At 58.0% G+C, this 17,679-nt stretch carries 18 protein-coding genes; 9 read left to right on the plus strand and 9 right to left on the minus strand.

Annotated features, from left to right (window positions below):
• The first annotated feature begins 464 nt into the window (after positions 1-464).
• The 5 genes from E8K88_RS15675 (at position 465) to E8K88_RS15695 (ending at position 4,854) form a co-directional block, all read left to right on the plus strand.
• Complete coding sequence (locus E8K88_RS15675) at positions 465-971, plus strand: TRAP transporter small permease (RefSeq protein WP_136407620.1); 507 nt, start codon at positions 465-467, stop codon at positions 969-971.
• Between the two features lie 45 nt (positions 972-1,016).
• On the plus strand, positions 1,017-2,291 hold the full coding sequence (locus tag E8K88_RS15680; protein WP_136407621.1) for a TRAP transporter large permease: 1,275 nt from the start codon (positions 1,017-1,019) through the stop codon (positions 2,289-2,291).
• Positions 2,292-2,312: 21 nt separating this feature from the next.
• On the plus strand, positions 2,313-3,059 hold the full coding sequence (gene aat, locus E8K88_RS15685) for a leucyl/phenylalanyl-tRNA--protein transferase (RefSeq protein WP_136407622.1): 747 nt from the start codon (positions 2,313-2,315) through the stop codon (positions 3,057-3,059).
• Between the two features lie 113 nt (positions 3,060-3,172).
• Complete coding sequence (locus E8K88_RS15690) at positions 3,173-3,922, plus strand: arginyltransferase (RefSeq protein ID WP_136407623.1); 750 nt, start codon at positions 3,173-3,175, stop codon at positions 3,920-3,922.
• 143 nt (positions 3,923-4,065) lie between these two features.
• Complete coding sequence (locus E8K88_RS15695; protein WP_136407624.1) at positions 4,066-4,854, plus strand: IclR family transcriptional regulator; 789 nt, start codon at positions 4,066-4,068, stop codon at positions 4,852-4,854.
• 260 nt (positions 4,855-5,114) lie between these two features.
• Here the strand turns inward: E8K88_RS15695 and E8K88_RS15700 are convergent, their stop codons facing one another.
• The 5 genes from E8K88_RS15700 to E8K88_RS15720 all read right to left on the minus strand — a co-directional run bounded on the left by E8K88_RS15700 (position 5,115) and on the right by E8K88_RS15720 (position 9,496).
• Positions 5,115-5,957, minus strand: coding sequence for a hypothetical protein (locus E8K88_RS15700; RefSeq protein ID WP_240754563.1), 843 nt, complete (start codon positions 5,955-5,957; stop codon positions 5,115-5,117).
• A 135-nt stretch (positions 5,958-6,092) separates the two neighbouring features.
• The gene (locus tag E8K88_RS15705) at positions 6,093-6,680 is read right to left on the minus strand and encodes a flavin reductase family protein (RefSeq protein ID WP_240754564.1); all 588 of its coding nucleotides are present in this window, start codon (positions 6,678-6,680) and stop codon (positions 6,093-6,095) included.
• Between the two features lie 45 nt (positions 6,681-6,725).
• A complete protein-coding gene (locus E8K88_RS15710) occupies positions 6,726-8,027 on the minus strand; it encodes a tryptophan--tRNA ligase (RefSeq protein WP_136407625.1) in 1,302 nt (433 codons plus the stop codon).
• A gap of 72 nt (positions 8,028-8,099) precedes the next feature.
• On the minus strand, positions 8,100-8,759 hold the full coding sequence (locus E8K88_RS15715) for a site-2 protease family protein (RefSeq protein WP_136407626.1): 660 nt from the start codon (positions 8,757-8,759) through the stop codon (positions 8,100-8,102).
• A 95-nt stretch (positions 8,760-8,854) separates the two neighbouring features.
• Complete coding sequence (locus E8K88_RS15720) at positions 8,855-9,496, minus strand: L-threonylcarbamoyladenylate synthase (RefSeq protein ID WP_136407627.1); 642 nt, start codon at positions 9,494-9,496, stop codon at positions 8,855-8,857.
• Positions 9,497-9,737: 241 nt separating this feature from the next.
• Between E8K88_RS15720 and dcd the strand changes: the two genes are divergently transcribed.
• Positions 9,738-10,304, plus strand: coding sequence for a dCTP deaminase (dcd, locus tag E8K88_RS15725; RefSeq protein WP_136407628.1), 567 nt, complete (start codon positions 9,738-9,740; stop codon positions 10,302-10,304).
• A 20-nt stretch (positions 10,305-10,324) separates the two neighbouring features.
• On the opposite strand, the gene E8K88_RS15730 is transcribed toward dcd, so the two are convergent.
• Positions 10,325-10,702 (minus strand): RnfH family protein, encoded by a 378-nt coding sequence (locus E8K88_RS15730; RefSeq protein ID WP_136407629.1) that lies wholly within the window; start codon positions 10,700-10,702, stop codon positions 10,325-10,327.
• Between the two features lie 47 nt (positions 10,703-10,749).
• Positions 10,750-11,208 carry a type II toxin-antitoxin system RatA family toxin gene (locus tag E8K88_RS15735; RefSeq protein WP_136407630.1) on the minus strand — a complete coding sequence of 153 codons (459 nt, stop codon included), beginning with the start codon at positions 11,206-11,208 and terminating at the stop codon, positions 10,750-10,752.
• Between the two features lie 161 nt (positions 11,209-11,369).
• Between E8K88_RS15735 and smpB the strand changes: the two genes are divergently transcribed.
• Together smpB and E8K88_RS15745 are read left to right on the plus strand one after the other, a co-directional pair.
• Complete coding sequence (gene smpB / locus E8K88_RS15740; protein WP_136407631.1) at positions 11,370-11,846, plus strand: SsrA-binding protein SmpB; 477 nt, start codon at positions 11,370-11,372, stop codon at positions 11,844-11,846.
• Positions 11,847-12,119: 273 nt separating this feature from the next.
• Positions 12,120-12,923 carry an aldolase/citrate lyase family protein gene (locus E8K88_RS15745; RefSeq protein ID WP_136407632.1) on the plus strand — a complete coding sequence of 268 codons (804 nt, stop codon included), beginning with the start codon at positions 12,120-12,122 and terminating at the stop codon, positions 12,921-12,923.
• A gap of 260 nt (positions 12,924-13,183) precedes the next feature.
• Here E8K88_RS15745 and E8K88_RS15750 read toward each other — a convergent pair whose 3' ends face one another.
• Positions 13,184-15,064 (minus strand): phosphoenolpyruvate carboxykinase (GTP), encoded by a 1,881-nt coding sequence (locus tag E8K88_RS15750; RefSeq protein ID WP_136407649.1) that lies wholly within the window; start codon positions 15,062-15,064, stop codon positions 13,184-13,186.
• Positions 15,065-15,424: 360 nt separating this feature from the next.
• Between E8K88_RS15750 and E8K88_RS15755 the strand changes: the two genes are divergently transcribed.
• The gene (locus tag E8K88_RS15755) at positions 15,425-16,066 is read left to right on the plus strand and encodes a YqiA/YcfP family alpha/beta fold hydrolase (protein ID WP_136407633.1); all 642 of its coding nucleotides are present in this window, start codon (positions 15,425-15,427) and stop codon (positions 16,064-16,066) included.
• A 137-nt stretch (positions 16,067-16,203) separates the two neighbouring features.
• Here the strand turns inward: E8K88_RS15755 and E8K88_RS15760 are convergent, their stop codons facing one another.
• Positions 16,204-17,679, minus strand: a complete 1,476-nt coding sequence (locus E8K88_RS15760) for an efflux transporter outer membrane subunit (RefSeq protein WP_136407634.1) — start codon at positions 17,677-17,679, stop codon at positions 16,204-16,206.

Below are 17,679 nucleotides of genomic sequence, written 5' to 3' on the forward strand. Positions count from 1 at the left end.
CCTGTTTACCATCTCGACGCAGCCGCGTTGAAGCACCAAGGGATGCGGTGAGCGCCAACAAGCGGCTTGCACTGCCTCTTTTTGTGCCTTGCATGGCTACACAGGGACGGTGGACAGGCTATTGAGAGAAGGGCCTGGCAGCACTCCGCTGCACGTATGGATGCGTGCCAGGACAAGATTGTTCGACAAAGGCCCGTGTTCTCAGTCTAAAATTGCCCCTTCGTCTCATGTGCGCTGGCTGCGCCTCTGTCCTACAGGGCTGTGGCGCGCCCTTTGATTTTCCATCAAACAGGAATCTGCTCTGATCGCCCCCACAACGGTCGCGATTAGCCAGTGATGCCATTGAGCGTGCCCTGTGCTTTGCAGCTACCTCTGCATCAAGCAGGAACACCCAAACCTTGCCTTGCTGGGTGGTGACGGTCACAACGACCACCGCTTGCCACACAAAGGTGGAGACCCTTTTCATGACTCTCATCCATCGCATCGACAAAATCCTGTTTGGTTTTGTCTCTATCGTGGCCCAAGCCCTGTTGTGGCTGGCTATTGCTGCAGGCTTTTTCCAAGTCATCTCGCGTTTTGTGTTGCACTCTCCACTGGATTGGAGTGAGGTGCTGACCCGCTCGGCCATTATCTGGGCTGTGATGCTGGGTGTGGCATTGGCCTTTCGCCAAGGCTCAATGATTGCTGTAGAGTTTTTGCGTGAAAAACTGCAAGGCACCGCCAAGCGGGTACTAGAGGGCTTGGTGACATTGATCTGCCTGGGTTTTCTGGTCTTTCTGACCTGGATCGGCGGGCAAATGGCCTACCGCGTCCGCTTTCAAAGCCTTGCCGGGCTGGAGGTCTCGATCTCCTGGGTCTACCTGGCCATTCCGGTTGGCGCAGGTTTGGCCGCAATCGCCTTGCTGCTGCGCTGGCTGACCCCAGACGCGCCCGAATCTCAAGCCCCTGTGCGCAACGATGCACAAGGCTGATATCCATCTTGACCTCCAACTGACCCCTCTTACGAAAGACCGATCATGCCGCAGTTGATGATTGTCTCGATGATGATTTTCTTTGCCTTGTCACTGCCTGTGGCAGTGGCCATTGGCTTATCCAGCATCACCGGCATTGCTTATGCCGGTATCAATTGGCTGGTCGTGCCCCAGCAATTGTTTGCCGCACTGGACAAGTTCCCACTGATGGCGATTCCCTTCTTCATTCTGGCCGGCAACCTGATGGAGTCAGGTGGCATCTCCCAGCGCATGGTGAATTTTGCCAAAAGCCTGGTCGGCGGTATTCAAGGCGGCTTGGCGATCACCTGTGTGCTCACTTGCATGATTTTTGCGGCCGTAGCCGGCTCCTCCGTGGCCACGACCTTTGCCGTTGGTGCCATTTTGATTCCGGCCATGGTCAAGCATGGCTACCCGACACCTTTTGCCGCCTCGCTGCAAGCCACCGCTGCTGAACTAGGGGTGATCATTCCACCATCAGTGCCAATGATTTTGTATGCGGTCTCGACCGAAACCTCCACTGGCGAGATTTTCATCGGCGGCGTCATTCCTGGCCTGCTGATTGGCTTGGCCTTGATTTTGTACGTATGGCTGTATGCCCGCAAACACGGCTTGGGCAAGAGCGATGGCCAAGATCGCATGGCTGTTTGGCCTGCCTTCAAAAACTCTTGGTTGGCATTGCTGATGCCGGTGATCATTTTGGGCGGCATCTATGGCGGCATATTCACACCGACCGAGGCCTCGGTCGTCGCCGTGGTTTATGCGTTGCTGGTCAGCCTGTTCATTTACCGCACCTTGAGTTTCAAAAAGCTAGCGCCAGTGTTCCACCGCTCGGTCGTGGGCACTGCGGTGATCATGTTCATCATTGCCAACGCTGGCGTATTCAGTTTCTTGCTCAACCGCGCAGGCGTGCCTGACATGCTGGGCCAATGGATTGGCGGTTTGTTTGACAGCAAATACCTGTTCCTGATGGCCGTCAACCTGGCCTTGTTCATCATTGGCATGTTCATTGAGACTTCGGCCTCCATTGTCGTGCTGGCTCCGCTGTTGCTGCCAGTTGCAGTCCAATTTGGCGTTGACCCGGTGCACTTCGGTATCATCATGATCGTCAACTTGGCCTTGGGCATGGTGACACCGCCAATGGGGGTCAATCTTTTTGCCGCCTGCTCGATTGCCAAGATATCGTTAGAGCAAATGGTCAAACCGCTGATCCCGTTTGTCGCCGTGATCATGGGCTGTTTGATGCTCATTACCTATATTCCGGAAATTTCGCTGTACCTGCGCGATGTGGTGTACCGCTAAGCAACAAGGCGCTGAGCCCGTATGAGTGAACCCCAATCGCCCGCGTTTGCCTTTTTAGAGCCGGGCGATCCGTTTCCCGCGCCTGGCACCGTCACCGAAGAACTGGGCCCACTGGCCATTGGGGGCGACTTGTCGGTGAGCACCTTGGTGTCCGCATACAGCCAAGGCATTTTCCCCTGGTATTCATCTGGCCCGATTCTGTGGTGGTCGCCCCAGCCCCGTATGGTGCTGCAAACAGGGCAATTCAAACTCACAAAATCGTTGCGCAAAACCATTGCCAATCTGCACCAGACGGGCCGTTTGCAGATTCAGGTTGATGGGCACTTTCAGACCGTGATCGGGCGCTGCGCCCGCGTGCCGCGTGCTGGTCAAAACGGCACTTGGATCGGCCAGGACATACAAGACGCCTATGGCGAGCTGCACCAAGCAGGCTTCGCCCATAGCGTAGAAACCTGGCTCGATGGCGAGCTGGCCGGCGGGCTGTACTGCGTCAACATCGGCAAAGCGGTATTTGGCGAGTCGATGTTCAGCCTGCGCTCCGATGCCTCCAAGATTGCGCTGGCAGCGCTGGTGGCGCTGTGCCGCAAACACCGGCTGCCGATCATCGACTGCCAACAAAATACCGCGCATTTGGCCTCTTTAGGCGCGCAAGAGATGGACCGGCAAGAATTTCTCACCCGCGTGGCCACACTGGCGCAGCAGCCCACGCCAGACTGGTCGTTCACGCCCAGCGATTGGCAACATTTACACCCGCATATTTTGCGCTGAGCCTGCCTGCCCGCGCCCGCAGCGGGCATCCATCATGCGTCAGCACTTGTTCCAGCACACACTGTTTATCCCACTAACATGCCAGCGGCAAGTTGTTGATAATAGCGTCTGATATGAACGAATCTGCCCACTTCCCCTTGCAGTTTTATGCGACGGCGCCCTACCCCTGCAGCTACCTGCCTGGGCAAACCGCGCGCTCGCAAGTAGCCTCACCAGGTGAGCTGGTCGATGGACGCGTTTATTCATTGCTGGTTGAGCGCGGGTTTCGGCGCAGCGGCCTGTTCACCTACCGTCCATACTGCGATGCCTGCCAGGCCTGTCAAACACTGCGCATTCCGGTGGCCGATTTTGTGCCCAATCGCAGCCAGCGCAGAACCTGGCGTGCCCACGCCCATTTGCAAACGCGTTTGATGCCCGCGTTGATGCACGCCAAGCATTACGCGCTCTACCAAAGCTACCTGAAAGCACGCCACAGCGAAGCAGGAATGGACAATGACGACCCCGCCGATTACGAGCAATTTCTGCTCAGCAGCCGCGTTGACACGCGCTTGTTGGAGTTCGTTCAAACTGATCCGAACGCGCCGCTGTCACCCCAGCTGCGGATGGTCAGCGTCATCGATGTCCTCGATCGCGGCTTGTCTGCCGTTTATACCTTCTACGACACCAATGCCTCCAAAGGTTTGGGCACCTACTCGATTCTCTGGTTGATTCAATGGGCTCGCCGCCTGGGTCTGCCCTATGTCTACCTCGGTTATTGGATTGCAGGCAGTGCAAAAATGGCGTACAAGGCCAATTTTCATCCGCATGAAATTCTTAAGGACGGCATCTGGCAGCGCATAGAGCACAGCCAGACTCCTGGCTAAAATCTCTCAGCTGCACGCAAAACAAGCCACTGCGGCCAAGAAACCCTGCGAAGCGGGCACCACGGATGCCCGAATCACAGCCTGAGCCATTTATTGCTGGAGAACAGCGTTAAGATAGCCTTATCTACACCCATTGCAAAGCCATGCGTCACAACGAAGCCCCTGCGCGGCAGACCCCCAGCATTCAAGTCTTTGAGCGCATGTATGCGATCCTGGACTATCTGGCTGGGCATTCACAAGCGGTCTCGCTCAAAGACATCAGCGAAGCAACGGGCCTGCATCCGTCCACCACCCACCGCATCCTCAACGACTTGGTCATGGGGCGCCTGGTCGAGCGGCCAGAATCGGGCTCATACCGCTTGGGCCTGCGTCTCTTGGAGCTGGGCAACCTGGTCAAGGCCCGCTTGAGCGTGCGCGATATCGCGCTGCCTCTGATGCGTGAGCTGCACCGCACAACCCAGCAAGCGATCAACCTGTCGATCCACCAAGGCGATGAAATCGTCTATATCGAGCGCGCTTTCAGCGAGCGCTCTGGCATGCAGGTTGTGCGTGCCATTGGCGGCCATGCGCCCTTGCATCTGACCTCGACCGGCAAGCTGTTTCTGGCCGCACAAGACCCCCACTGGGTGCGCAACTACGCCACCCGCACCGGTTTGGCAGGCAATACCCGCAACAGCATCACCAAGCTCGATGTGCTCGAGCGCGAATTGCACCGCGTACGCCAAAGCGGTGTGGCGCAGGACAAGGAGGAGCTGGAGTTGGGGGTCAACTGCATTGCATCGGGCATTCATGACGACCAAGGCAAGCTGATTGCCGGCCTGTCCATTTCAGCCCCGACCGGCCGCCTGGAAGAGAGCTGGGTGCCCAAGCTGCAAAGCACGGTGCGCGAAATCTCTGCGGCTTTGGGCAATCCTGCGCACGTTGGCGTCTGAGAGCCTGTTCAAAGTCTTCGCACAGCCGCGTTGGAGTCGAAAAGGATACGGTGTGCCAACATGTACCGATCGCTATGGCAAGGCGTGCATCGAATGCCACTGTCGGTAAGTACTGCCTGCAGGGCGTAGGGCACCACATCAATTACCTTGCGCAGGAATTGCGCAAGGGCCATCTTGTCAGCCGATAAGTATTACGCCATCAAAACCAGCGCTCAAGCACCAAGACAATACAAATCGAATGCCTGCGGTAGCGCGGCCGGTTACTGCGCGGACACCACACCGGAGACCGCATCGACCGGCAGAAACTGAATAAACGGCCCAGCCACCAAGCCTTGCCCATAGCCGATCACAGCACGCCGGTACTTCTCTGTGCCATAAACTGCCATCAGATCCAAACGGGCAATGATTTTGCTCATTTCGCGCTCGAAGCTGAGATTGCGCTGCGCTTCGCCAATCTCATTGGCCAGCAGCAGTGGCGAGCCATCGGCCTTGGTGCGTGAGGACAGCACCCAAGCGGCAATTTCCATGTTGCGCGCGGCGTTATGCACGGCCTGTGGGTTCAGGCCATCGACCATGGTGTAAAAGGTTTTACCGCCATGGGCGGTGACCATGGTATCGGCAGCGGCATAAATAAAAGCCGCGACACGGTCATCTTCAAACTCTGGCTCCAAGGCCTTGGAGAGCGCCTGTACATCTCTGGCTTCACCCAGAGGCGCCCAGCCCTGGCGGTTGAGCACCGTCAAGCGCACAAACTCAACCGCGGCTTCACGCGAGTCGGCAGTTTTAGGCCATTCGCCGGGGTTGCGCTTATACAGCTTGTCCATCAGGCTGAACAGGCTGTCAAGGTTTTGCTGCATCGCCAGCGTGGCCATACGGTTGGTGTCAGACTGCAGCAACTCGCCCTTGCGAAAACGCTCACCCGCTACCTCGCCATACGGTGCAGGCGTACTCGAACAAGCCAAAAGTGCCTGGGCGCACACCACGCATGCTGCAATGGCGATCGCTCTGCGGCTACGCACGCGCGCTTTGCGCTCGCCTAAGAACGTGTTTACGGTCTTTTCGCAGTCGTGCAAGGCACAAAAAAATGGCAGTCGGTCACGCATGATGCAAGAATCATAGCAGTGCCAAGTGCATGGCTCAATGCGATTGCCAGGCTGGCCCCAGAGGCTGGCGGTTCCTCAAAGGAAATTTAACAATTTAAAGACAATACCAGCCAACCGCCGCTGCATTGGCGCCCCTTATCGACTCAGGCCGCCTTGGTGCAATACACCACGGTGGAAGATCAATGGTGCAGCCGCCTGAATGGCATCGGGCGCAGCCATTTGCGCCAAGTCAGCAGGATTGGGGCCGCGGTAGCCCACCTGCTCGACTTCACCGATGAAGATCGTGTGGTCGCCTGCCAAATGCTCGACAAATCGCTTGCACTCAAACCAGGCCAGCGCCCCGGTCAACAAAGGCAAGCCACTGGCGCTGAACTCCACGGCAACGTCTTTGAAACGGTCGGGGCTGCGCGAGGCAAACTGCAATGCCAATGCATGCTGGTCAGCGGCCAACACATTGATTGCAAACCGCGGATGCTGCAAAAAGGCCTCACGGCTGGATGCTGTATTGACCAGGCTCCACAAGATCAGCGGGGGATTGAGCGACACCGGCGAGAACGAGCTGATGGTCAGGCCCACGGGCGCGCCCTGCGCGTCCAGCGTAGTCACCACCGTCACACCAGTAGCAAAATGGCCGAACGCATCGCGCAAGTGCCGCGCGTTGAATTCAGACTTCAAGTGCGCCGCAATTGGCATGCCAACGGCAGAAACCACAGGCTCGGTCATAACACCTCCATGCATGCGGTAAAACTGGGCCAGCACCCTGTCGTATCAGTCCTCTGCATGGGCCACCACCAACGCATCCAGGGCCTGCTGCAGCTCAGGCGTGGACGGCGTGCTCTCCAACTGGTCTGCCAGCGCCACCAAGGCTTGCACGCCCTGGCTCTTGAGTACTTTCACGGCAGCACCCGCGTCTTTGCCACTGGCGTAAGCCTTGCTTTGCAGCAGCAACTCGCCCTTGGCTGACACCAGTTTGAAGTAGAACTGGCCGTCGCGCTCGCGGTACTGTTTGACCTGCGGTGCAGTAGCCGTCTCTTTGGCCTGCTTGACTTCCAACTGGGTGCGCAAATCACGCAAGCCCACGGCTTTTTTCATCTCGGCCAGCAGCGGCGTGGCCACCGTGCGGGCTTTTTCTGCACCCTGGAGCAAAATCGCCTCGATCTTGCCTGGGTCTGCCATCAACTCATCAAATACGCTGCGCATCGGGCTCAATTCGGCATCTACGCGCTCGAACAATTGCGCTTTGGCATCGCCCCAGGCAATGCCATCGGCGAACGCCTTGGCCATGCTGGCAGTTTCCTCGGTGCTGGCAAAGGCTTGGTAAAGCTGGAAAATCGCCGAGCCCTCAGTGTCCTTGGGCTCGCCTGGTGTGCGCGAGTCAGTGGCAATGCCCATGATGAGCTTGCGCAATTGCTCACGCGGCGTGAACAAAGGAATGGTGTTGCCATAGCTCTTGCTCATTTTGCGGCCATCCAAACCTGGCAATGTCGCCACTTGCTCGTCCACCACAGCTTCTGGCAGCACCAGCAATTCCTGGCCTTGGCCGTAGATGTGGTTGAAGCTCGCTGCCATATCGCGCGCCATCTCGATGTGCTGCACCTGGTCGCGCCCGACTGGTACTTTATGCGCCTTGAACATCATGATGTCAGCGGCCATCAGCACTGGGTACATGAACAGGCCTGCGGTCACATCTGCATCGTCATCCAAGCCGGCTTCACGGTTTTTATCCACCGAGGCTTTGTACGCATGGGCACGGTTGAGCAGGCCTTTGCCTGTGACGCATGTCAGCAGCCATGACAGCTGGGGAATTTCCGGAATATCGGACTGGCGGTAGAACGTCACCTTGTCGGTATCCAGGCCGCAAGCAATCCAGGTCGCGGCAATCTCCAGCGTCGATTGCTGCGTTTGGGCCGGGTTTTGCGACTTGATCAGGCTGTGCAAGTCGGCCAAAAAATAAAAATTGTCGACATCCGCGCCCCATTGCGAGCGCACCGATGGGCGAATAGCGCCAGCGTAATTGCCCAGATGCGGGATACCAGAGGGCGTGATGCCAGTCAGAAAACGGGTGGTCATACTCAAACTTCTATCAACTCAAAAAAACGAGATGGCTTGCGAACAGCAAACCAGCAGGCAAATCAGGGCCGCTCAACCGACAAACCAGCGCAGCGGCGCAAGGTAGATCGACCCAAACCAGCTCACCAGTGGCGAGAGCCAAAACCGATCCAGCACGCCCACCAACAATAAACCGATCACAATGAAAAAACCAAATGGCTCAAGCCGCGCCAGCATGCTTGCCGGCTTATAGGGCAGCAAGCCCACTGCAATGCGCCCACCATCGAGCGGTGGGATCGGGAACAGGTTCAAGACAGCCAACACCAGGTTCAGCGTGACTCCGTAATAGGCCATGCGGATGAAAAACTCCTCTCTCAAACCGACAGCTGCCATGCCCACAAGCAGTACCGCCCAGAAAAAGGCCTGGACAAAATTCGACGCTGGCCCAGCCAGCGCAATCCAGATCATGTCCTGCTTGGGGTTTTTCAGGTTGCGCGTATTGATCGGCACCGGTTTGGCATAACCAAACATAAAGCCGCCACTGGTGGCAAAAAACAGGATCAGCGGCATCACGACCGTGCCAATCGGGTCAATGTGCTTGAGCGGATTCAAGGTGATGCGCCCGAGCATTTCAGCCGTTCTGTCACCAAAGCGCCGCGCCGCATAGCCGTGCGCGGCTTCATGCAAGGTAATGGCAAGCAACAAAGGCAGGGCCATCATTGCGATGGCTTGGATGGTATTGGATGTGTTCACAGCAAAGGGATTTTCTCAGAAGTTACAAGCACGCATGGCAACGCAGGTCAATGCCGGCGCTGGCATCAGCGCCGACGGCCAGCAAACAGCTGCGCTCACAGTGACAAACCAAGTTTGGTCCAATCGCCCTGGCCTGCGCGCAGCACGCTGGCATCGCCGCCGCCTTCCATCGTTGTCAAGTCCAGCACCGTGGTTGGCTTGGCCGCCACCGAGCCCGCATCGACAATGCCGGCCAGATCTTTCTCCAGGCGGCCGCGGATCTCGGCTGGGTCATTCAAGGGCATGTCTTCGCCAGGCAAAATCAAGGTGCTGGCCAATAGCGGCGCGCCCAGGATATCCAGCAAATCCCGCACCACCGGGTACTCGGGCACCCGCAAACCAATTGTTTTACGCTGCGGGTGGCTAACGCGGCGCGGCACCTCTTTGCTGGCTTCGAGCACAAAGGTGAACGGCCCTGGTGTGGCCTGCTTGAGCAAGCGGAACTGGCGGTTGTCAACCTTGGCGTAACTGGCCAGCTCTGACAGGTCTTTACAAATCAGCGTCAGCAAGTGCTTGTCATCGACACCGCGAATGCGGCGAATCTGGTCAACGGCATTTTTATCATCGAGCACACACACCAAGGCGTAGCTGGAGTCCGTTGGAATGGCGAGCACCTGGCCTTGCTGCAGCAAAGCGACCGCCTGCTTGAGCAAGCGGGCCTGCGGATTGTGGGGGTGAACTTCAAAGTATTGCGCCATATGCCAAGGCCATTGAGGACAAAAGAGCGATTTTGCACCAGTTTTGCTTTGTCTTGTGCACGCTTGCAGCATCTTGTCGCGGCGCGCACGCACCAGCCAGCGCGTTCAGCCAAGCAAAACCCTGCGCACCACCACTTGGCATTGCTGCTGCGGCACTGGTGAGCCAGTACAATTTCAATCCCTTATTCATGCGTGTGGAGCCCCTTCACATGCAGCATCAGACCCAACGAGGCAGGTAGCCATGAGCATCAAAAGCGATAAATGGATCAGAAAAATGGCCACTGAACACGGCATGATTGAGCCATTTGAGCCAGGCCAAGTGCGCCAAGTTGATGGCCAAAAAATCATCAGCTACGGCACCAGCAGCTACGGCTATGACATTCGCTGTGCACGCGAATTCAAAGTCTTCACCAATATCCACAGCACCGTGGTTGATCCGAAAAATTTCGACGAAAAAAGCTTTGTCGATTTTGAGGACGATTACTGCATCATCCCGCCCAATAGCTTTGCATTGGCGCGCACGGTCGAATACTTTCGCATTCCGCGCAATGTGCTGACGATTTGCCTGGGCAAAAGCACATACGCGCGCTGCGGCATCATCGTCAATGTGACACCATTCGAGCCAGAATGGGAAGGCTATGTGACGCTGGAATTCTCCAACACCACGCCGCTGCCAGCGAAAATCTACGCTGGCGAAGGCTGCGCCCAGGTGCTGTTTTTTGAAGGCGATGAGCCGCCCGAGATCAGCTACAAAGACCGCGGCGGCAAATACCAGGGCCAGCACGGCGTGACCCTGCCGCGCACCTGAATTGGCAGCCAAGTCCGGCCTCAATAACCGGGCTTGGCGTTGTCGCGTTTTTTCGAAAACAGCCCCGTGCCTCGTGCACCTTGCCTGGCAAAGCGCTCGCGCCTGGCAACCTTGGGATCAACCAGCAGCGGCCGGTAGGCTTCAACACGGTCACCACTGACCAACACCTGCTCTGGCGGCACTATGCGCCCCCAGACACCCCACTGCCAGTGCGCCAATGCAGGCCCAGCCAGCGTGGCCTCAACCACCTCTTGGGGCAGGCTGCTGGCGTGCTGCTGCCACTGCGCAGTCCCAATGGCCACGGCCTGGTGCAAACAGGCTCCAGCGGGCAAGACCTGCTGCCACACCAGCACTTGGCGCGGCGCCAGACACAGCGCGATTTCAACCGCAATCGACATCGGGGCCTTTCACTTGCAATGCCACATTCCGCACCAGTCCAGGCAGCTTAACGGGCCGGCTGGTACAGGCTTTGGGCGCGTTTGACAAACGCATCCACCATGGTGTTGGCGATCTTGTCAAACACGGGGCCAACGATCAGGCGCAGCGCCACCGAATCAAAATCATAGCGCAGCACCAATCCCACTTTGCAGGCTTGCGATTGCTCGGCCGACTGCCCGCCCACCGGCTGAAAAGTCCACTCGCCTTCGAGCGTAGAGAAGGGGCCTTTGAGCAGCTTCATCAGCACTTTTTCTTGGCCAATATGCGTATTGCGCGTCACAAAGGATTGGCGCAATTTGGAAATCGCTATGCCCACTTCGGCCGTCATGCCATCGGCATCACGCTCCATCACACGGGCGTGGTCGCACCACGGCAAAAACTCAGGGTAACGGGCCACATCCGTGACCAAAGCAAACATCTGCGCGGGGCTGAACCAGACCAGCGCAGATTTCTCAACTTGTTTCATGCCAATATCAGAGCAAGGAATGCAGCCAAGCCAGCACATTGATTGCAGCGTTTGCATACAATGCTTGGTTTCGCTGCGTAATTCGTGGGATAGTTGCGAAATAACGGCAGATTTTACTGCCCACAACCATTACACAGCAGGAGTTCGCTTCTAATAACACCATGGCCACCAAGAATAAAGCCCCCAACAGCCGCATTGCCGAGAACAAACGCGCCTTCTACAATTATTTTATTGAGGAGCGTTTTGAAGCCGGCATGGTGCTCTATGGCTGGGAAGTCAAAGCCTTGCGCAGTGGCAAGGCACAACTCACCGATGCTTACGTGCTGATCCGTGACGGCGAAATTTTCCTGATCGGCGGTCAAATCAATCCCCTGCACACGGCCTCGACCCACGTCAGCACCGAGCCTGACCGCACCAAAAAACTGCTGCTCAAAAAAGACGAAATCAAACGCCTGATCGGCAAAGTCGAGCAAAAGGGCTATACCCTGGTGCCACTGACCCTGTATTGGAAAAATGGCTACGTGAAATGCGAAATCGCCTTGGCCAAAGGCAAGGCCGAATACGACAAACGCAGCACGATCAAGGAGCGCGAAGGCAAGCGCGAAGTCGAGCGCGCGATGAAGTCGCGCAACCGCTAAACGCGGCGCTGCATGACTTGGCTTGGCAACCCCAGGAGCCAAGCCAGGCCACCAGCCACCACAACAGCCCATGGACCAAGCTGCTGATGATGGCTCCCAAGGCACGACAAAGTGCAGCCGATGTGCCATCGCCCAATTGCTGGGCGCGCCCCTGCCGACCAGTGGCCCATGCGCATCTCGGCGCTGCACAGGCCAGGTTGAGGCCTGGAGCTCAGCCCTGAGGGCCAGCTGCACCGCCCCCATTCCATGAATAAGAGGTTTTAAGTTCCCTGTATGCAACTTCCTGTGAATACCTTCAAACAAGCCCTTGCTGGATCTGACACGCTCTTCGGCATCTGGGCAAGCCTTGCCAATGCGTATGCGGCCGAAGTCGTCGCCACCACCGGCTACGACTGGATGCTGGTCGATGGCGAACATGCGCCCAACCACGTGCCTAGCATGCTGACCCAATTGCAGGCGATCGCGCCTTACCCGAGCCAGCCCGTGGTACGCGCCGTCAATGGCGATGCAACGCTGATCAAGCAACTGCTGGACATTGGTGTACAAACCCTGATGGTGCCGATGGTCGAGACCGCCGAGCAAGCCGCAGCACTGGTGCAAGCCACGCGCTACCCACCAGCGGGCATTCGCGGCGTAGGCGGCGGTCTGACCCGTGCCACGCGTTGGGACAGCATACCCAACTACATCACGACGGCCCATGAACAGTTGTGCCTGATTGTGCAAATCGAATCCCGCCTGGGTGTGGCCAACGCTGCCGCGATTGCCGCCGTTGAAGGGGTGGATGCAGTCTTCATCGGCCCGGTTGATTTGTCCACCAGCATGGGCTATGCAGGTGACTCCAGCCAGCCCGAAGTGCAAGAGACGATCCAACGCACGATCGAGACCGTCCTGGCCCAAGGCAAGGCCTGCGGTATTCTGGCGCCCCGCGTTGACGACGCCAAGCGTTATGCCCAATGGGGCTGCAAGTTCGTTGCTATCGGCATCGACATCAGCCTATTGCGCCAAGCGGCGACTCAGAACCTGGCATTGCACAAGGGCCAGGCTGCGCCAACCACCAGCGCCTCACCCACCTACTGAGCAAGCCAAGCCCGTGCACGGCCACACAAAGCTGCGGTAGGCAAACTGTGGAGCCATGCAAGGCCACTACGCCGATGCGCACCAATTGGGTATGGGCAGCGCCTACGGCACCCATGGCCAGCACGAGTACAAGCACTCACCAATCTCCCCACATCCTGTGCTGACACCGTTCTCAGCACATGGTGCACAAGGCCGCAAACGGTATTGGCTGCGGCCTTGTGCATGCAGGCTCTAGCAGGCCTGCACACGCCCCGTGCACATCACGCAGCCAAGGCGGCCAAAGCGTTGCCCAGCTTTGCTCTCGTTTGCAGCAAGACCGGTGGCACGCCCTCTGCCAACTGCGCAAACAGCGCATCGTGCAATTGCAGCTCCTGCTCCCACGCGTCTGCGTCGATGTGCATCACCGAGGCAAACTGCGGCTCATCAAAGCGCAGGCCACGCCAATTGATTTCAGCATATTGCGGGCTGATGCCGAACAGGTTTTCAGCGCCAGGCACCCGTCCTTCGAGGCGATCGAGCATCCACGCCAACACGCGTAAATTCTCGCCATAACCGGGCCAGACGAACTGGCCTTGCGCATCTTTTCTGAACCAGTTGACGCAGAAAATCGGTGGCAGGCCCGCTGCGCTGTTGTGCTGCAAGCGCTCGCCCAGCGCCAGCCAGTGGGCGAAGTAATCGCCCATGTGGTAGCCGCAAAATGGCAGCATTGCAAACGGGTCACGCCGCACCACGCCTTGCGCGCCAAACGCCGCAGCGGTTGTCTCAGAGCCCATGGTCGCAGCCATGTAAACGCCCTCTTGCCAGTTGCGCGCTTGCGTGACCAATGGAATCGTCGAAGAGCGCCGGCCGCCAAACAAAAAGGCATCGATTCTCACGCCAGCTGGATCATCCCAGGCAGGGTCCAAGGCAGGGTTATTGGTGGCAGCGACGGTGAATCGGGCATTCGGGTGCGCCGCTTTGGCGCCCGTTTCTTTGGCCAACTGCGGACTCCAGTCCTTGCCCTGCCAGTCGATCAGGTGCGCGGGCACCGTGCCCGTGTCTTTCTCCAGCCCCTCCCACCAGACATCGCCGTCATCGGTCAGTGCCACATTGGTGAAAATCACATCGCGCCGCAAGCTGGTCATGCAGTTCGGGTTGGTAGCCTGGTTCGTGCCCGGTGCCACACCAAAGTAACCGGCCTCCGGGTTGATCGCACGCAAGCTGCCGTCGGCTTGCGGTTTGATCCAGGCAATATCATCGCCAATTGTCGTGACTTTCCAGCCCTCAAAGCCGCTGGGCGGCACCAGCATCGCGAAATTGGTTTTGCCACACGCCGACGGAAAAGCCGCGGCGACATGGTATTTTTTACCAGCGGGGTTTTGCACGCCCAAGATCAGCATGTGCTCGGCCAGCCAGCCTTGCTCACGGCCCATGCTGGAGGCGATGCGCAAAGCCAGGCACTTTTTGCCCAGCAAGGCATTGCCGCCGTAGCCAGAGCCGTAAGACCAGATTTCGCGTGTTTCTGGGTAGTGAACAATGTATTTGGTTGCAGGATTACAAGGCCAGTGGGTCTGGTCTTGCTCGCCTGCCGCCAAGGGCGCGCCAACGGTATGCATGCAAGGGACAAACTCGCCATCGCTCCCCAATGCGTCCAGTGCCGCCTGGCCCATGCGGGTCATCAGCTTCATATTGACAGCCACATAGGCGCTGTCGGTCAGCTCGACACCGATGTGTGCAATCGGGCTGCCCAATGGGCCCATCGAAAACGGCACGACATACATCGTGCGCCCCGCCATGCAACCGTCAAACAGCGGCTGCAAGATGCCGCGCATCTCTTGCGGTGACTTCCAGTGATTGGTCGGGCCTGCATCTTCTGGGCGCTCCGAGCATATAAAGGTACGGTCCTCGACCCGCGCCACGTCAGATGGATCAGTGCGGGCCAGAAAGGAATTGGGCCTTTTGGCCGGATTGAGGCGAATCATCGTGCCGGCCGCGACCAGCTCCTCGCACAGCGCCTGGTACTCGGCATCACTGCCATCGCACCAATGAATGGCTGCAGGTTTGCACAGCAAGGCCATCTCCTCAACCCATTGACGCAAACGGGCATGCGCCACAGAGGCAGGCACGCGCTCTGGTGCTGCTGCCACAACAGGGATGCTCATCATCACTCTCCTTGGTAAATCGATCTGTCATTGCGCATGCAATCGCATGCAAAAAATAACTGCGCCGCAGCGCGTGTTCTGCTATAAGTGGTCTTTATTAGGGATGTTTCATGTATAAAACGAAATTGTTGCGACAGGGTACTGGTGTGTAGCCGTCCCATAATAGGTGGGCGTCCAACGCGTCTGCGTAACAATCATGTTGCAATTGAGCCTATCCAGTACCGCGCTCATGAAATTCTAGGCACAGCTTCAGCAAGCGGGAATTGGCTGTTTCCCCGATGTTCAGACGCATCCAATGCACTGGACAGCGATTGGCCCTCTTAACATTGTTTTGCCACCATGGCCGCAAGGCCGATGCTTATGGACCAAGTACCTGCCCCTCACCTGACCCATTTGCTGTATTTGCATGGGTTTCGCTCCTCGCCCCAATCGGTCAAAGCGCAACAAACCAAAGCCTGGTTTGCCCAGCATTACCCCAACGTGGTGCTGGAAATTCCACAGCTGCCGCCCTCGCCTCACGATGCGGCACAGCTGATTCAAAGCATTCTCAATAACTGGCCACAGCTCACCATGGCGGTGATGGGCTCATCACTGGGTGGCTACTACGCCAGCTGGGCGTGTTCACAGTGGCAGTGCCCTGCCGTGCTGCTGAATCCGGCGGTGAACCCGGCGCGTGATTTGGCGGCCTACATTGGCGAGCAAACTGCATGGGACAATCCAGAGGACAAGTTCTTCTTCAAAGAGCAGTACATTGAAGAGCTGCAGGAAATGGACAGCGAAAGCCTGCCCACCACAGCACCGCTGCTGGCCTTGATTGCCAAGGGCGATGAGGTGCTTGACTGGCAGGAAATGGCACAGCGCTACCACAATGCGCACTGCATTGTGCTCGAAGGCAGCGACCACGGCCTGACGCGAGAATTTGCACAATACCTGCCTCAGCTAGGGCAGTTCCTCTACGCTCTGGGCAAGCCTGAATCAGTGCCGCCAACGGCTGTCGCCTAGCAATTTGCTCCAAGCGGCTGTTCATCATCCCTGCGCTGCCGCATCTGTAAACCGCACGATAAAAAAAGCCAGTGGTGCAGGTGCACGACTGGCTTTTTTGCAGCGCCGCTCAGGCGCTGCGCTTGAGCGCTAAAGGCTTATTCAGAGCCGCTGCCAACGCTCTCGGAGGCAGGCTCAGCGGCGACCGCCGAGAGATCCTGCTGGTCATTCCAGCCGCCGCCAAGCACGCGGTACAGCGCCACCCGATTGGCCAGCAAGGTCGAGCGCGTCTGCAACACCGCTTGCTGAGCAGCAAAGAGCGAGCGCTGCGCATCCAGCGCATCCAGCGAGCTGGCTACGCCGCTGCGGTACAGCAAATCGGACAGCTCATAGCGCTGCTGCTCTGCTTCAACCAGGTCTTGCTGCGCCTGCAATTGGTTGCCCAAGGTGGCACGTCCAGCCAAGGCATCCGCCACCTCAGAGAAGGCCGACTGGATGCTTTTCTCGTACTGCGCCACGGCAATATCACGCGCTGCCTCAGCGCCCCGCAAATTAGCACGGTTGCGCCCTGCATCAAAAATAGGCAGCAACGCCTGCGGAGCCAATGACCAGCCAAAGGTGCCGCTTGAGAACAAGTCAGACAAATGGCTGCTGGCCGAGCCAGCACTGGCGGTCAAAGAAATGCTGGGGAAGAACGCCGCACGCGCTGCACCAATATTGGCATTGGCCGAACGCAAGCTCCACTCGGCCTGCTGAATATCGGGTCTGCGAATCAGCAAATCCGATGGCAGGCCTGCCGGTACATCGGCAAACACATCCAGTGGCAAGTCCGAAGCTTGCAGCAAGCGCGGCTCAATCGTTTGGCCGACCAGCAAAGTCAAGGCGTTGACGGCCTGGGCTCTGAGCCTGAGCTGCTCAGCCAAGGTCGCGCGGGCACTGGCCGTGAGTGATTCGGCCTGGCGCATTTCCAGCGCCGAGGCCACGCCACTGTCAAAACGCAATTGTGTGAGCTTTTGTGACTCTTCCCGTGTTTGCAGGGTTTGCTCGGTCAGCTCGACCATTGCCGTGGCAGTCTGCAGGTTCAGCCAGGCACTGGCCACACTGGCAATCAAGCTGGTTTGTACCGCTTCTCGCGCATAGGCAGTGCTGAGAAAGTTGGCGCGCGCCGCTTCGGTCAGGCTGGCCAAGCGGCCAAAGAAGTCAATCTCCCAACTGCTGACCATCAAACCACCAGCGTAGCTCGAACTGATCGTTGAGTCATTGCCGCTGCCGCCGCCAGTGCTTTGGCGCTGCGCGGACAGGCCAGCGCTGATGGTTGGAAACGGCCCGGCCCCAGCCAAGCTGTATTGCGCACGGGCTTGCTCAATCGAGAGTGTGGCCACGCGCAGGTCACGGTTGTTGCTCAACGACAAGTCAATCAACTCACGCAATTGCGCGTTATCGACAAAATCCTGCCAGCGCGCCAGCTGCTGGCCTTCGCCGCCCTGCAAGCCAGGGTCGGTCAGGCCATTGGTTGGGTACTCGGAGGCCACCGGCGTGGCAGGCTGCTCGTAAGCGGGCATCATCGAGCAGCCCGCCATGAAGGCTGCCAACGCCAATGGCGTGAGTCGTCGCATCAAGAAAGAGGAGGTCAT

Source organism: Lampropedia aestuarii (assembly GCF_004803635.1).
Taxonomy (GTDB): Bacteria; Pseudomonadota; Gammaproteobacteria; order Burkholderiales; family Burkholderiaceae_C; genus Lampropedia; species Lampropedia aestuarii.

Coding starts and splice junctions, on each gene's coding strand:
- E8K88_RS15735 (WP_136407630.1), bottom strand. CDS start 11,208: ATGAAACAAGTTGAGAAATCTGCGCTGGTCTGGTTCAGCCCCGCGCAG.
- E8K88_RS15760 (WP_136407634.1), bottom strand. CDS start 17,679: ATGACCTCCTCTTTCTTGATGCGACGACTCACGCCATTGGCGTTGGCA.
- E8K88_RS15690 (WP_136407623.1), top strand. CDS start 3,173: ATGAACGAATCTGCCCACTTCCCCTTGCAGTTTTATGCGACGGCGCCC.
- E8K88_RS15720 (WP_136407627.1), bottom strand. CDS start 9,496: ATGGCGCAATACTTTGAAGTTCACCCCCACAATCCGCAGGCCCGCTTG.
- E8K88_RS15705 (WP_240754564.1), bottom strand. CDS start 6,680: ATGACCGAGCCTGTGGTTTCTGCCGTTGGCATGCCAATTGCGGCGCAC.
- aat (WP_136407622.1), top strand. CDS start 2,313: ATGAGTGAACCCCAATCGCCCGCGTTTGCCTTTTTAGAGCCGGGCGAT.
- E8K88_RS15675 (WP_136407620.1), top strand. CDS start 465: ATGACTCTCATCCATCGCATCGACAAAATCCTGTTTGGTTTTGTCTCT.
- E8K88_RS15710 (WP_136407625.1), bottom strand. CDS start 8,027: ATGACCACCCGTTTTCTGACTGGCATCACGCCCTCTGGTATCCCGCAT.
- E8K88_RS15750 (WP_136407649.1), bottom strand. CDS start 15,064: ATGAGCATCCCTGTTGTGGCAGCAGCACCAGAGCGCGTGCCTGCCTCT.
- E8K88_RS15695 (WP_136407624.1), top strand. CDS start 4,066: ATGCGTCACAACGAAGCCCCTGCGCGGCAGACCCCCAGCATTCAAGTC.
- dcd (WP_136407628.1), top strand. CDS start 9,738: ATGAGCATCAAAAGCGATAAATGGATCAGAAAAATGGCCACTGAACAC.
- E8K88_RS15755 (WP_136407633.1), top strand. CDS start 15,425: ATGGACCAAGTACCTGCCCCTCACCTGACCCATTTGCTGTATTTGCAT.
- E8K88_RS15730 (WP_136407629.1), bottom strand. CDS start 10,702: ATGTCGATTGCGGTTGAAATCGCGCTGTGTCTGGCGCCGCGCCAAGTG.
- E8K88_RS15680 (WP_136407621.1), top strand. CDS start 1,017: ATGCCGCAGTTGATGATTGTCTCGATGATGATTTTCTTTGCCTTGTCA.
- E8K88_RS15700 (WP_240754563.1), bottom strand. CDS start 5,957: ATGCGTGACCGACTGCCATTTTTTTGTGCCTTGCACGACTGCGAAAAG.
- smpB (WP_136407631.1), top strand. CDS start 11,370: ATGGCCACCAAGAATAAAGCCCCCAACAGCCGCATTGCCGAGAACAAA.
- E8K88_RS15745 (WP_136407632.1), top strand. CDS start 12,120: ATGCAACTTCCTGTGAATACCTTCAAACAAGCCCTTGCTGGATCTGAC.